The 13,355-nt window shown below is 74.3% G+C and carries 10 protein-coding genes; 4 read left to right on the top strand and 6 right to left on the bottom strand.

From position 1 onward, the window contains the following. Positions 1-116: 116 nt before the first annotated feature. The 5 genes from FGE12_RS21405 to FGE12_RS21425 form a co-directional block, all read right to left on the bottom strand. A complete protein-coding gene (locus FGE12_RS21405) occupies positions 117-1,745 on the bottom strand; it encodes a PAS domain-containing protein (RefSeq protein ID WP_153868409.1) in 1,629 nt (542 codons plus the stop codon). A 102-nt stretch (positions 1,746-1,847) separates the two neighbouring features. Further along, positions 1,848-2,669 carry a neutral zinc metallopeptidase gene (locus FGE12_RS21410; RefSeq protein ID WP_370459095.1) on the bottom strand — a complete coding sequence of 274 codons (822 nt, stop codon included), beginning with the start codon at positions 2,667-2,669 and terminating at the stop codon, positions 1,848-1,850. Between the two features lie 168 nt (positions 2,670-2,837). Further along, positions 2,838-6,071 carry a hypothetical protein gene (locus FGE12_RS21415; RefSeq protein WP_153868411.1) on the bottom strand — a complete coding sequence of 1,078 codons (3,234 nt, stop codon included), beginning with the start codon at positions 6,069-6,071 and terminating at the stop codon, positions 2,838-2,840. Between the two features lie 80 nt (positions 6,072-6,151). Next, positions 6,152-8,773: a DNA ligase D gene (ligD, locus tag FGE12_RS21420; RefSeq protein ID WP_194798140.1), complete on the bottom strand. Its 2,622-nt coding sequence runs from the start codon at positions 8,771-8,773 to the stop codon at positions 6,152-6,154. A 54-nt stretch (positions 8,774-8,827) separates the two neighbouring features. Further along, positions 8,828-9,259, bottom strand: a complete 432-nt coding sequence (locus tag FGE12_RS21425; RefSeq protein ID WP_153868412.1) for a CBS domain-containing protein — start codon at positions 9,257-9,259, stop codon at positions 8,828-8,830. 178 nt (positions 9,260-9,437) lie between these two features. On the opposite strand from FGE12_RS21425, the gene FGE12_RS21430 reads away from it, so the two are divergent. Next, positions 9,438-9,767, top strand: a complete 330-nt coding sequence (locus tag FGE12_RS21430) for a hypothetical protein (protein ID WP_153868413.1) — start codon at positions 9,438-9,440, stop codon at positions 9,765-9,767. Positions 9,768-9,770: 3 nt separating this feature from the next. Here the strand turns inward: FGE12_RS21430 and FGE12_RS21435 are convergent, their stop codons facing one another. After that, the gene (locus tag FGE12_RS21435; RefSeq protein ID WP_370459097.1) at positions 9,771-10,079 is read right to left on the bottom strand and encodes a hypothetical protein; all 309 of its coding nucleotides are present in this window, start codon (positions 10,077-10,079) and stop codon (positions 9,771-9,773) included. A gap of 215 nt (positions 10,080-10,294) precedes the next feature. Between FGE12_RS21435 and FGE12_RS21440 the strand changes: the two genes are divergently transcribed. From FGE12_RS21440 to argE, 3 genes are read left to right on the top strand one after another with little or no spacing between them, the layout of a single operon-like run. After that, entirely contained in the window at positions 10,295-10,789 is a 495-nt protein-coding gene (locus tag FGE12_RS21440) for a ferritin-like domain-containing protein (RefSeq protein ID WP_194798141.1), read from the top strand. Between the two features lie 42 nt (positions 10,790-10,831). Beyond that, on the top strand, positions 10,832-12,223 hold the full coding sequence (locus tag FGE12_RS21445) for a formimidoylglutamate deiminase (protein ID WP_153868416.1): 1,392 nt from the start codon (positions 10,832-10,834) through the stop codon (positions 12,221-12,223). Beyond that, the gene (argE, locus tag FGE12_RS21450) at positions 12,220-13,347 is read left to right on the top strand and encodes an acetylornithine deacetylase (RefSeq protein WP_194798142.1); all 1,128 of its coding nucleotides are present in this window, start codon (positions 12,220-12,222) and stop codon (positions 13,345-13,347) included. The genes FGE12_RS21445 and argE overlap by 4 nt, the downstream gene beginning before the upstream one ends. Positions 13,348-13,355: the final 8 nt, after the last annotated feature.

Below are 13,355 nucleotides of genomic sequence, written 5' to 3' on the forward strand. Positions count from 1 at the left end.
GAGTTGCCCGAGCGCAGCTTCAGCACCCTCGACGAACTGCTCGCGGCGGTGCGGCGCGCACTGCGCCGCCACCACCTACGCCTGCGCTACCCTGGACAACATCCGTGTCCGGGCGCTTAGGCGCCGCGCAGCGGGAGGCTGAGGGTGAAGGTGTTGCCGTCGCTCTCGGCGCGCGCCGTGAGCGAGCCGCCGTGCGCCTCTACGAGCGCGCGCGCCACCGAGAGCTCCACCCAGGTGCCGCGCAGCTGCGTGAAGCGCTGGAAGAGGCGCTCCAGCGTCTCGGGCGGCAGGGGGCTTCCGGTATGGCGCACCTCGAGCTGCACCTGGCCCTGGGCCTTCAGCACCGAGATGCGCACGAGGCTCGCGGCAGGCGTGAGGCGCAGGGCGTCGTGCACCAGGGTGATGACCACCGCGTGCAGGCGCTCCTCGTCCGCCTCCTGCAGCGCGGGCAGGGTGTCCGGCAGCTGCAGCACCACGCGCTGTCCCTGCTGCTCGGCGAGCGGCCGCAGCTGCTCCCACACCTCGCGCACCAGGGCGAGCAGGTCCACGGGGTCTCTGCGCAGCTGCAGCCGCCGCGTGCTCAGGCGCGACATGTCCAGCAGCCCGCTCACCGTGGCGAGCAGGACCTCGGCGTTCGCGGCGATGCGCCGCAGGTAGGGCTGCTGCGCCTTGCTCGGGCTGGTGCTCTCCAGCACGTCCGTGGCCCCGAGGATGGCGTGCAGCGGGCTGCTCAGCTGGTAGGAGGCGCCGCCGAGGAAGTCGCCCTTGAGGCGGTCCACCTCCTGCAGCCGCTGGTTCGCCTGCTGCAGCTCGGCGGTGCGCTCCTGCACGCGCGCCTCGAGGCTCGCGTTCAGGTGGCGGATCTGCTCCTGCGCGTGGCGCTGCGCGGTGATGTCGTTGCCCTGCACGAAGATGCCGGAGACCCGGCCGTCCGGCTCGACGATGGGCTGGTAGACGAGGTCGAGGAAGCGCTCGGCGAGCGGCGCGCCCGGCTCGCGCTGCAGCAGCACGCGCAGGTCGTGCCCCACGAAGGCCTCGCCGCTCGTGAACACCTGGTCCAGCAGCTCGAAGTAGCCCTGGCCGGCCACCTCCGGCAGCGCCTCGCGCACCGGCTTGCCGAGGATGTCCCGGTGCCCCACCAGCTGGTAGTACGAGTCGTTGGCCAGCTCGAACACGTGCTCGCGCCCGCGCAGGAAGGCGGTGAAGCCGGGGGCCTGCTTGAAGAGCCGGCGCAGGTGCTGCGTCTCCGCGTGCAGGCTGCGGTTGGCCTCCTGCACGTGCGCCGCGCGCTGCAGCACCCCGGCCTCCACCAGCGGCGCCGCGGCGGCCTGCTTCAGCTGCTGCAGCTCGGTCACGTCCACCGTGTGCTGGAGGAGGAAGGCCACCTCGCCGCGCGCATCCAGGATGGGGGTGTGCGTGGCGCTCCAGAAGCGCTCCACCAGCACGGGGCCCCCGGGCGTCTCCTTCGGCACCCGGTAGGGGATGAGCGCGAGCGTGTCCGCCTGCCCGCTCGCGAGCACGCGGTGCAGCGACTCGCGCAGCATCGTGGCGCTCGCGTTGTTGGGGTCCGCGGGATCGTTGGGGAAGGCGTCCAGGATGTTGCGGCCGAGCAGCTCCTCGAGCCGACTCGCGGTCACCCGCAGGTAGGCCCGGTTCGCCGCCACGTAGCGCAGCTCGCGGTCGAGCAGCATGTACGGGTTGGGGGAGTGCTCGAAGAGCTGCTGGAAGTCGATGGTGGCGGTCATGCGAGGCAGGAGCCAGAGGACTGCTCCGGGCTCCTGCCTAGCGGATCCGCTCCCCCTGCGCAGGGCCCGTGGAGGGCGCCTGCCGAGGACTGGACAGCCGCGCTACTGCGCCTCGTCCTGCGCCTGGTCGTCGAAGGTGTCGCAGGCCTTCACCTGGCCCGTCTCCAGCCCGCGCCGGAACCAGGTGACGCGCTGGGCGCTGGAGCCGTGGGTGAACGACTCGGGCACCACGCGGCCCTGCGCGCGCTTCTGCAGCGTGTCGTCGCCGATGGCGGCCGCCGCGCGCAGGCCCTCCTCCACGTCGCCCGCCTCGAGCAGCTTGCGCTGCTTGTTCGCGTGGTGCGCCCACACGCCCGCGAAGCAGTCCGCCTGCAGCTCCAGGCGCACGCTCAGCGCGTTGGCGCCGGTGCGGCTGCTGCGCTGCTGGAGCTGGTGCACCCGGTCGCTCAGGCCCAGCAGCTTCTGCACGTGGTGGCCGATCTCGTGCGCCACCACGTAGGCCTGCGCGAAGTCGCCCTCGGCGCCGAAGCGCTGCGAGAGCTCGTCGAAGAAGGAGAGGTCCAGGTACACCTGCTGATCACCGGGGCAGTAGAAGGGGCCCACCGCCGCCTGCGCGTAGCCGCACGCGCTCTCCACCGCGTCGCTGAACAGCACCAGGTGCGGCGGCCGGTAGCGCACGCCCATGGGCTGCAGCAGCGCGGGCCAGGTGTCCTCGGTGTCCGCGAGGATGACCGAGACGAAGTCCTTGGCGCGGTCCTCGCGCGGGTCCGTGGTGCCCGCCGCCGGCCCCGAGCCGCCGTAGCCCTGGTCCTGGTCGCGCCCCGCGCTCGAGGGGGCCTGCGAGGGGTCTCCCCCGAGGAGCAGCGACAGCACCAGGCCCAGCAGACCCAGCGCGCCTCCACCGAAGGCGAGCGGCCGCCCCATCCCGCGGCGGTCCTCTACGTTCGAGCTGCGACGTCCCCCTTCCCAGTTCATGTCCTCTCCTCGCCTGGCCTCGTGCAGGGCTGTCCCGAAAAGCTGGCGCGCGCTCCCCCCTCGCACAAGGGGAGTGCAGGCGGGCAGGCAGGCGGTGAAGCGGCTACCCGCGGGCGCCTACCACCGGACCGAGTCCACGTAGGCGGTGCCGTGCGCGCCATTGCGGCTGCGGAACTCCACGCCCAGCTCCAGCAGCGGCACCGCTGCCCCCGCGGGCACCTGCACGCTCAGCGCGTTCCAGGCGCCCACCCGCAGGTCGCGCAACGGGCGGAAGGTGCCCGTGTAGCGCCAGCGGGAGGCGGGCCCCTCCTGCACGTAGGCCTGCACCGCGTCGAGCCCGCTCGCCGGAGGGATCCACACGTGGAAGGTCACCGTCTGCCCTCCGCGCACCGGAGGCGACGCGACGCGCACGCTGGTCGTCCCCGGCGCGCCGTTGAAGCTCACCCCGAGCGAGCGCGTTCCCGCGTAGACCTCGGTCCCGCTGGGGAAGGGCCGGGCCGCGCCCGGGCCCGCACTGCTCCAGCGCTGCGTGCCCGACTCGAAGCCGTAGGGCGCATCGTCGCCCGGCGCCAGCGGCGCTGCGGCAGTGGCTGCGGTGCCCGAGCCTCCCGTCCCCGCGCCTGCGCCGGTGGCGCCGGGAAGCGCGGCGGCGATGGCGGCGGCCGTGCCCACGCCCACGCTCGCCGAGCGCTCCTGCCACAGGTAGCTGGGCACCTCGTTCGGCCCCGAGACCCGCACGCGCACGGCGTAGGTGCCGCCCGTCGCGGGCGTCGTCCAGGGCCACGTGAAGACGGCCACCTGCCCCGAGGGGAAGCGCTGCCCGCGAAAGGCCTGCTGCGCCACCCGGGCCCCGGCCTCGTTCAGGATCTCCAGGCGCACCTCCACGCCCTCCACGGCCGCGCCGTCGTTGCGCAACGTGGTGGTCAGCGTGCTCAGCGCCCCTGGCGCGACGCGTGTCGGGACGGCGCGGGTGGCGGCGCGAAAGCGCGGTGCAGTCGGCCGCGCGAGGTCCGCCGGTGCCGCGGCGCCCGGCGGGGGCGGGAAGGACTCGACCCGCGCCAGCGCAGGCGGCGCGCTCGCAACGGGCGGCTGCTCACGTGGGGCCTGCGCCCCGGTCGCAGACGGGCTCGTTCCCGCCGGGGGAAGCGCGGCGCGGCCCGCTTCCTGTGTCACGGCAGGCGCTGGCCCGGACGTCGAAGGGCTCGAGGAAGGGCTCGAAGGCGCGGGTGGGGCGGCGGCGCGGCCAGTCGCCGTTGCCACGGCGGCTGCCGGCTGCGACGCCGATGCGTTCGGCTGCGTTGGAGACGGCTCGGAGCGACGGGTCTCCTGCGCCACGGCCGGAGAGGGCTGCGGCGCCGAGGTGCTCGACTGAGTCGGCTCGGTGCGAGCAGTCCCCTGCGAAGCGGCGGATGCAGGCTGCGGCGTGGAGGGGCTCGCCTGCGCCGTAGCGGGTGCGGGCCTCGACGTCGACGCGCTCGGCTGTGTCGCGGCTGATGCGGGCTTCGACGTCGACGCGCTCGACTGAGTCGCGGCGGATGGAGATTTCGAAGTCGACGCGCTCGACTGCGCAGGCTCGGAACGTGCGGTCCCCTGCGCCGCGGAGGGTGAAGGCTGCGACGGAGAAGGACCCGCTTGAACCGGTGGAAGGGCGGCGCGACCTGCCGCCTGCGCCACTTCGGATGAGGGCTGCGCGGCCGCCGCTGGAGCTGCCGCCGGTGACGAGGGTGCGGGGGCAGCCTTCGCCGGAGCGGGCGGCGCTGCCGCGGAGGACGCAGCGCCCTGCGTCGAGCCCGTGGCCTTCTGTGCGGGGCCTGCGGCCTGCGCATCGGCCGTTGCACGGGACGTGTCCTGGGAAGGCGCGGACCCGCTGCTGGCGGCGGGGGAGGACGCAGCGCCCTTCTTCGCGGGCGACGGCGCCGGTCGCTGCGCTGCCGCAGTGCTCCCCTTCTCGGGTGCGGCCCCCGGCGCTTGCTTCGAGGAGCCCGCTTCCTGCGCAGCGGCGGTCTCCGGTTCCTCTCCCGCTGGCGTCGAGCGGGACGTGCCCGCGTCGGGCGCCGGACCGGCGGGTGCAGAAGGGGACGGCGGCGCTCGCGAGGCCTCCTCCGGTGCGGCGCTGGCCTCGCGCGAGGGCTCCGACGCCGCGGGCCCGCTGCCGCCCACGGCTGGCGCCGGCTCGGGACGCTCGGGCGCAGCGAAGGGGCCCGCCAGGGCGAGCCCGGGGCCGGAGAGGAAGTCGTGCGCCCGGCTCTCGAGTTGTTGCGCGCCCGCGAGTGCAGCGTCGGTGCGCTCTGCCTCGTGCCGGGTGCCGGAGGCGCGGCCAAAGAGCAGCGCGACGACGCCGGCGTCGACGAAGCGGCGGCGGTGCGCCCCACCTGCGCTGCCGAAGAAGTACTCCACGTGCCCCGCTGCGGCGCGGCCCGGCTCGCTGCCCAGCGGCACCTGCCACAGCAGCCACCGCTTGCCGCTGCGCTGGCTCACGAGCCCGAGCCAGCGCGCGTAGCGGTTGAAGGAGCGGCTGCGCTCGTCCGCGTCGTCGCGCAGGCTCCAGCCGGTCTTCTGCCTGCGCTCGACGCGGTAGTAGTCCGAGTCCAGGTCCAGCGGGTCGCTCGCGAGCAGCGCGTAGCTCTGGCCCGAGGCCGTGGGGCGTAGGCCCAGCGGCGAGAGGAAGCGCACCACCGCGTCCACCTCGGGCTCGAGCGGACGCTTCGCGGCCTCGGCGTCGTAGAGCAGATCCTGGCCGCTCGCCCACGAGGACACGGAGAGGGCGAGCAGCACGTTGCGAGCTCCGGTCGCCTCGCGCAGGCGCAGGAAGGCCTGGCCCCAGGCGGCGACGGTGTCCGGCAGCTGCGCGAGCTCGGGGAGGCCGCTCGAGCCCACCGCGGCGAAGGCCTGCGGGTCCGCGCCGGTCTGCTCCTGCAGCAGGCCGAAGCCGTTGGGCTCCACGATGACGACGACGGGCTGACCGAACTCGCGCGCGCGCTGCATCAGCAGCCGGAAGTCCGCGAAGTAGTCGCGCATCGTCGCCACCACCTGCGTCTTCGCGTAGAAGGCCGCGTCGCCGCCGCCCGGCTCGCCGCGCAGCTGCGCGAAGGCGAGCACCGGCAGGAGCCCTTGCGCCTGGGACTCGCGCATCAGCTGCAGCGCGCGCGTGCCGTCCGGCCCGGGCCCTGCGCTCGCCCAGCCGCGGGTGAGCACCTGGGCGCGCGCGCTCCAGGGGCGCCCGCCCTGCTCGAGCAGGCCCACGAGCAGGTGCGGCGGAAGGCCTCCGGGCAGGGGGCCCAGCGCAGGGGCTGGCGCCAGCGCCACCAGCAGCGCGAGGGCAGCGAGGCAGCGCGTGTACCGGGGTCCCATCAAGCGGGCAACTCCGCGGGTGCGGGCGGCGCTTCCGCCCTCCGCCCGCGGGACAACCCGGCCGCGCGCCTGCCCGCCCGCTAGCGGCGCTGGAGCAGCGCGTCGAGCGCGGGCAGGCGCTGGCGGCTCTTCAGCGCGGGCGCGAAGAGGTCACCCACGGCGTCCAGCCGCCGCTGCAGCGTCTTCAGCCTGAAGCGCTGCGGGTCGAGGCGGCGGTTCACCTCGCGCCACTCGAGCGGCGCGGAGAAGGGGGCGCCGTCGACCGCGCGCAGCGAGTAGGGGGCCACCATGGTCTTGCCGCGCGCGTTCTGCATCGCGTCCAGGTACAGCCGTCCGCCGCGCTTCTGGATGGAGCGCTCGGTCGTCGCCAGCTCGGGCAGCTCGCGCGCGAGCCGCTCCATCACCGCGCTCGCGAAGGCCTGCGTCTCGGCGTAGCTCGCGCCCGGGGCCAGCGGCACCAGCACGTGCAGGCCGCGCTTGCCCGAGGTCTTGGGCACACTCGAGAGCTCGAGCACCTCGAGCAGCTCGCGCAGGCGCGCGGCGACCGCGAGCACGCTCTCCCAGCCGCCCTTGCCCGGGTCCAGGTCGAAGGCCACCCAGTCCGGCGAGTCCAGCGAGGGGCGGTGGCTGCTCCACATGTGCAGCGTCAGGGCGGACTGGTTCGCGAGCCAGTGCAGCTCGCGCGCGCTCTGCACGTCCACGTGCTCGAGCACCTTGTCCTCGTGCTGCACGGTGAAGGTGGGCAGCCACGCGGGCATGCCGTTGAGCTGGTGGCGGAAGAAGCCGGGGGCGCGGATGCCCGCGGGCCACTGCTGCACGGAGATGGGGCGCTCGCGCAGCACGGGCACCAGCAGCGGCGCCACGCGCCCGTAGTGCGCGAACACGTCCGCCTTCGTCAGCCCATCCGCGGGGTAGAGCACGCGCTCGGGGTGGGTGAGCAGGTCCGCGTCGTCGCCCGAGTCCGGGCCCGGCGCGGCCTTCTTGTTCGCGGTGCGCGCGGCGAGCGGGCGGCGCACGCGCTTGTGGCCCTGGTCGTCCGCAGCGGGAGCCGGAGCCGGAGCTGCCGTCCTGCGCGCGGCCGCGACGCGCGGGGCCGCGGCGCCCTTCACCCGCGGCGCGGCGCGCTCGCGCACCACGTCCTCGGGGCGCTTGTCGTCGCGCAGGCCCTGGAACACCGGGTGGCGCAGCCGCCCGTCCTCCGTCCACTCGGTGTAGTTCACGTTGGCCACGTAGCGCGGCTTCACCCAGACGGCGTCCTTCCAGGCGCGCGCGTCCACCGCCACGGGCGCCCTCACGCGGTCCTTGTCCAGCAGGCGCTTGAGCTCGGTGCGCGTCTTGGCCGTATAGCCGGTGCCGATCTTCCCCACCTCGTGGAAGCCGTCCTGCGCGTGCACGCCGACGATGAGCGCGCCGATCTGCGGCTTGCCGTTGGTGATGGGCAGGTAGCCCAGCAGCACCACCTCCTGCCCCGCGATGACCTTGAGCTTGAGCCAGTCCGGCGAGCGCGAGCCCGCGTACGGCGAGCCCACGCGCTTGGCGATGAGCCCCTCCCAGCCGCGGCGGCGCGCCTCGCTCAGCGCGCGCGGAAGCGGCAGGTCCAGCCGCTCGGAGAGTTGCAGCGGCAGCTTCGCGGTGCCCAGCACGCTCTCGAGCAGCTCGCGCCGCTCCTCGAGCGGGCGCTCGCGCAGGTCCTCGCCGTCCAGCCACAGCAGGTCGAAGGCGACGAAGCGCAGGTCCAGGTTCTCGCCCGTGTCCACGTTCTGCAGGAGCTGGAAGCGGCTGCGCCCCTTTGCGTCCAGCGCCACGATCTCCCCGTCCAGCACCGCCTCGCGCACCCGCAGCTTCGAGAGCGCGTCGGCGAGCGCGGGAAAGCGCGGGGCGAGGTCCACGGCGTTGCGGCTCTGGAACGCGAGCTTGCCGCCGCTCAGGGCCGCGAGCGCGCGGAAGCCGTCGTACTTCACCTCGAACACGTGCGGCGCCTCGGAGGCCTCCGCCGGGGTGGAGAGGCGCGCGAGCATGGGCGGCCACACGCGCTGCAGCAGCGTGGCGGGGCGCGGGTGCTTGCCGGTGGCGAGCGCGCGCTTGCGCACGGGCCCGCGGGTGCGCACGCGGCCGCTCTTCACGGACTCGGGCCGCTCCTCGGTGAGCTCCACGCCGGGGCGCGCGTGCGCGTCCTTCGCCTTGAACATCAGCCACTGCGCCTTGCCGCCGCGCGGCCGCGTGCGCACCAGGTGCCAGCGCCCGCGCAGCTTCTGGCCGTTCAGCTCCACCGTGAGCCGGCCGGCGCGCCGCATCTGCACCTCCTGGCCCGGGGGCACGGTCTCGTAGGTGCCGCTCTCCCAGATGATGGAGTCGCCGCCGCCGTAGGCGTCGTCCGGGATGCGCCCCTCGAAGGTGGCGTAGGCGAGCGGGTGGTCCTCGGTCTCCACCGCGAGCCGCTTCACGCTCGGGTCCGGGCTGGGGCCCTTGGGCACCGCCCAGCTCGCGAGCACGCCGCCGATCTCCAGGCGAACGTCGTAGTGCAGCGCCGTGGCGTCGTGCTTGTGGATCATGAAGCGCAAGGCGCCTGCGCGGCCGTGGGGCGCTTCCACCTCGGGCGAGGGCTCGGAGGTGAGGGTGAAGTCGCGCTTCTTCCGGTAGGTCTCGAGCGCGGCGGTGCTCTTGCGGGCGGCGCTCTTCTTTCGCGAGGTGGTCTTCTTCACCCGGCAAACGTCTGCACGCCCGGGCGCGCTGGCAAATGGCTGCCGGCCCGGCGGCTACTGCACGTTCGGGGTGGGCTCGGAGATGGCCTCCAGCGTGCGGCCGGCGAGCGTCTCGTCCTCCACGTCCAGCGCGAGGTCGCCGAGCGCGACGATGCCCACCAGGTGCCCGCGCTCGTCCACCACGAGCAGCCGGCGCACCTGGAGCTCGCGCATCTGCTCGGCTGCCTGCACCACGTCCTCCTCGAGGCCGCAGGTGAAGGCGCCCTCGCTCATCACCTGGCCCACCTGCGCCACTTGCGGATCCAGCCCCTCGGCGATGCCGCGCACCACGAGGTCCCGGTCCGTCACCATGCCGCGCAGCCGCCCGTGCTCCACCACCGGCAGGGGGCCCACGTTCAGCGCCTTCATCAGCTCGGCGGCCTCCCTGAGCGTGCGCTCGGGGCCGATGCCGATCACCTCGCGCGTCATCACTTCGCGGACCTTCATCGCGCACGCTCCTCACGCAGCCGGGTTGGAAGCAGGGGACTGGGAGGAAGCTGGGCCGTGCGGGGCACCGCGTCGACCGCTGCGCCGCGTGCCGCCTGCCTGGCTGCCCTGCGTGCGAAGCGGCTTGCCACGGGCGCCCCGGGCGCGCGTGCGCATCCTGCTGGGCACGGGAGGTTGCATGCAGGAAGCGCTCGGGTGGGTCAGCTCCTTCGTCCTCGTGCTGACCATCGGCAAGCAGGTCTACAAGCAGTGGCGCTCGGGCACGAGCGAGGGCGTGTCCAAGTGGCTCTACATCGGGCAGATCGCCGCGAGCGTGGGCTTCACGCTCTACAGCTGGCTCGTGCACAACTGGGTGTTCGTGGTGACCAACGGGCTCCTGCTGCTGCAGGCGCTGCTGGGCGCGTGGCTGCACTACCGCTTCCTGCGCGCGGACCGGCGGCGCGCCGCGGCCGGCCCGCAGGCGCAGGCGGCTGGGGAACCGCGCGGCGCGCGGCCCGCGCACGCCTGAGGCCTAGCTCAGGTGGGGCTGGAAGCGGCCGGACTCGCCCTGCTGCTTCAGCGCGCTCGCGTGGTCGCCGTGGCGCGCGCGCTGCCACTCGTCATAGGGCGCGGAGAAGGTCTTGGTGATCTTGTTGTAGGTGCCCAGGATGAGGATGGTGGGCGCCCACTGGCCCACGAAGGCCGCCAGGTTCTTGCGCCCCGTGAGGTAGAGCCCGGCGCTCAGCGCCATGGAGCCGATGGCGAGCGCGAGGAAGCCGATCGAGGGGATGCGCTTGGTCTGCTCCTCGACCATGGTCGTGGTCAGGTCTTCGTTCTTCACGGGGGTGCTCCTCCAATGAGGCATGGGGATGCGCTGAAGGTGGGCACGCCCCCACCTCCCGCGCGCGCCCGCCCTCCTGCCTGCCCTTCGGACCGGCTCCCGGCGCCGCCGGCCCACCCCGCTTGGCCCCGGGCGGGGCGGACCCACCTTCTTGACGCAGCCCGGCGCGCCGCCCCCTCGCGCGCCTGCCGGGCCGCCAAGAGGAGGACAGCGCCGTGGACGACACCGACAAGCGGTCCGAAGAGCAGAGGCAGCCCGAGATCCAGAAGCTGCGCAGCCTCGCGCAGCTGGATGCGGACGCGGTGGGGGCCTACGACGCGGCGATCAGCCGGGTGGAGGAGCCGCTCATCCGCGAGAAGCTGAACGAGTTCCGCATCGACCACCTGCGCCACCTGCAGGACCTCAACGTCTTCATCCAGCAGTTCGGCGGCGAGCCGGTGCAGCTCAAGCCGGACCTCAAGGGCGCGGCGATGAAGATGGCCACCGCGGCCAGCAGCCTCATGGGCACGCACGCGGCGCTCGCCGCGATGCTGGGCAACGAGGAGTTCGCCAACCGCGCCTACGAGTACGCGCTGCGCTTCGAGTGGAGTGGCGAGGTGCGCGGGCTCATCCTGCGCAACCGCGAGGACGAGCGGCGCCACCTCGCGTGGATCCAGGACGCGCTCAAGGACCGGCTCTGGGGCGTGGGCCGCACGCAAGTCCATGCCTGACACCCGGAGGGGCCTCTACTAGGCTCGCGCGCGAGCCCCCTCATGCGCGCCACGCTCTACGAGCCCGACTACGTCTTTCGCGACGGCCACCTCTACGCGGGCGCCCTGCTCGCCGTGGGGCCGGATGGCCTCATCCTCCCGGACGGGCATCTGCCCGAGGACGCCGAGCGCGTGCGGCTGCCGGGCCGGGTGCTCCTGCCCGGCCTCGTGAACGGCCACTCGCACGCCTTCCAGCGCCTCATCCGCGGGCGCACCGAGTACGTGGCGAACAGCAGCACGGGGGCGCCGGGCGTCGACGACTTCTGGAGCTGGCGCGAGGCGATGTACCGCGCCGCCGAGGCGCTCTCGCCCGAGGACATCTACGTGGCGAGCCGGCAGGCCTTCCTCGAGATGGCGCTCGCCGGCATCACCAGCGTGGGCGAGTTCCACTACGTGCACCACCAGCCGGACGGGCAGCCCTACGCGGAGCCGCACACGCTCGCGCTGCACGTCATCCGCGCCGCGCGCGAGGTGGGCTTGCGCATCGCGCTGCTGCAGGTGGCGTACGCGCGCGCAGGCCACCAGGTGGCCCCCAACCCGCGCCAGCGCCGCTTCATCGACGTGGACGTGGACGCCTACCTCGCGCGCACCGCGGCGCTGTGCAGCGCGACCCGCACGGACCCGGGCGTGCGCGTGGGGCTCGCCCCGCACAGCGTGCGCGCGGTGCCGAAGCACTGGCTGCAGGCGCTCGCGCGGGTGAAGGACCGGCCGGTGCACATGCACGTGGCCGAGCAGCCCAAGGAGATCGAGGCCTGCCTCGCCGAGCACGGCTGCCGTCCGGTGGAGCTGCTCGCGGAGCTGGGCATGCTCGGGCCGCACTTCACCGCGGTGCACGCGGTGCACCTGGCGGACGGGGAGGTGCGCGACCTGGGCAAGAGCGGCACCACGGTGTGCGCGTGCCCCTCCACCGAGCGCAACCTGGGCGACGGCGTGGTGCCCGCGGACAAGCTGGTGGCGGCCGGGGCGCGCATCAGCTTCGGCTCGGACAGCCAGGCCACGGTGGACCTGCTGGACGAGGCGCGCCAGCTCGAGGGCCACCTGCGCCTCGTGAGGCTGCGCAGGGCGGTGCTGGACCCGGGCGGCGGGCGCCCCGAGGGGCTCGCCGCGCGGCTGCTGGAGATGGCCACCGTGCACGGCGCGCACAGCCTCGGGCTGGGCAGCGGGCGGCTGGTGCCGGGGCACGCGGCGGACTTCTTCACCGTGGACCTCGCGCATCCCTCGCTCGCGGGCGCCACGCCGGGCACGCTGCTCGCGAGCATCGTGCTGGGGGCGGAGAAGGGCGCGGTGCGCGAGGTGGCGGTGGGCGGCGAGCTGAAGGTGAAGGACGGCGTGCACCGGCTCGCCGAGGAGTCGGCGCGCGACTTCGCGCGCCTGGCCAGGAGGCTGTACCCGTGAGCGCTTCCCTCGCAGAGCTGCAGGCCACCCTCGCCGAGCTGGTGGCGCTGGACACCACGTCCTCGCGCCCCAACGCGCCCCTGGTCGCGTACGCGTCCGAGCGGCTCGCGCGCGCGGGCTTCGCGCTCGAGCGCCAGGTGTACCGGGACGACGCGGGCGTGGAGAAGGTGAACCTGGTGGCCCTGAGGGGCGAGGGCGAGCGCGCCCAGCTCGCGCTCGTGGGCCACACGGACTGCGTGCCCTTCGATCCCGCGTGGGCCGAGGCGCTGAAGCTGACCTTGCGCGACGGCAAGCTCTACGGGCGCGGCGCCTGCGACACCAAGGCCTTCATCGCCTGCGCGCTGCACGCGGTGGAGCGGGTGCGCTCGCGCGCGCCGCTGATGGTGGTGCTCACGTCGGACGAGGAGGTGGGGTGCGTGGGGGCGAAGCGCCTCGTGGACGCGGGGCTGGGCCGCGCGCGCCACGCCATCGTGGGCGAGCCCACGCAGCTCACCCCCGTGCGCGCGAACAAGGGCTACTGCCTCGCGGAGGTGGAGGTGCGCGGCAAGGAGGGGCACAGCGCGTACCCGGAGACGGGCGCCTCGGCCATCTTCCGCGCCGGGCGCTTCCTGCAGCGGCTCGAGGCGCTGGTGCTGGGCGCGCTGCGCGAGGAGCAGGACCCGGCCTTCGCGCCCCCCTTCACCACGGTGAACGTGGGGCTCATCCAGGGCGGCAAGGCGAAGAACGTCATCCCCGGCGCCTGCCGCTTCACCGTGGAGTGGCGCCCCATCCCGCGCCAGCCGGTGGAGCGCGTGGCGCAGATGCTCGAGCGCATCCGCCAGGAGCTGGTGGCGGAGGAGCCTGCGTACGACGCCAGCGTGCGCGTGCTGCGCATGGACCGCGGCGTGGACACCGCCGCGGACGCCGAGGTCGTGCGCTACCTGGAGCGCGAGAGCGGCCGCAGCGCGGTGACGGTGCCCTTCGGCACCGAGGCCCCCCAGCTCACGGCGCTAGGGGCGGAGGCCGTGGTCTTCGGCCCCGGGGACATCCGGGTGGCGCACCAGACGGGCGAGTTCGTGCCGGTGGAGGAGCTGATCACCTGCGAGGCGGTGCTCGAGCGCGCCATCGCCCACTTCTGCGCCTGAGCCCCCCT

It is taken from the genome of Aggregicoccus sp. 17bor-14 (genome assembly GCF_009659535.1).
GTDB lineage: Bacteria > Myxococcota > Myxococcia > Myxococcales > Myxococcaceae > Aggregicoccus.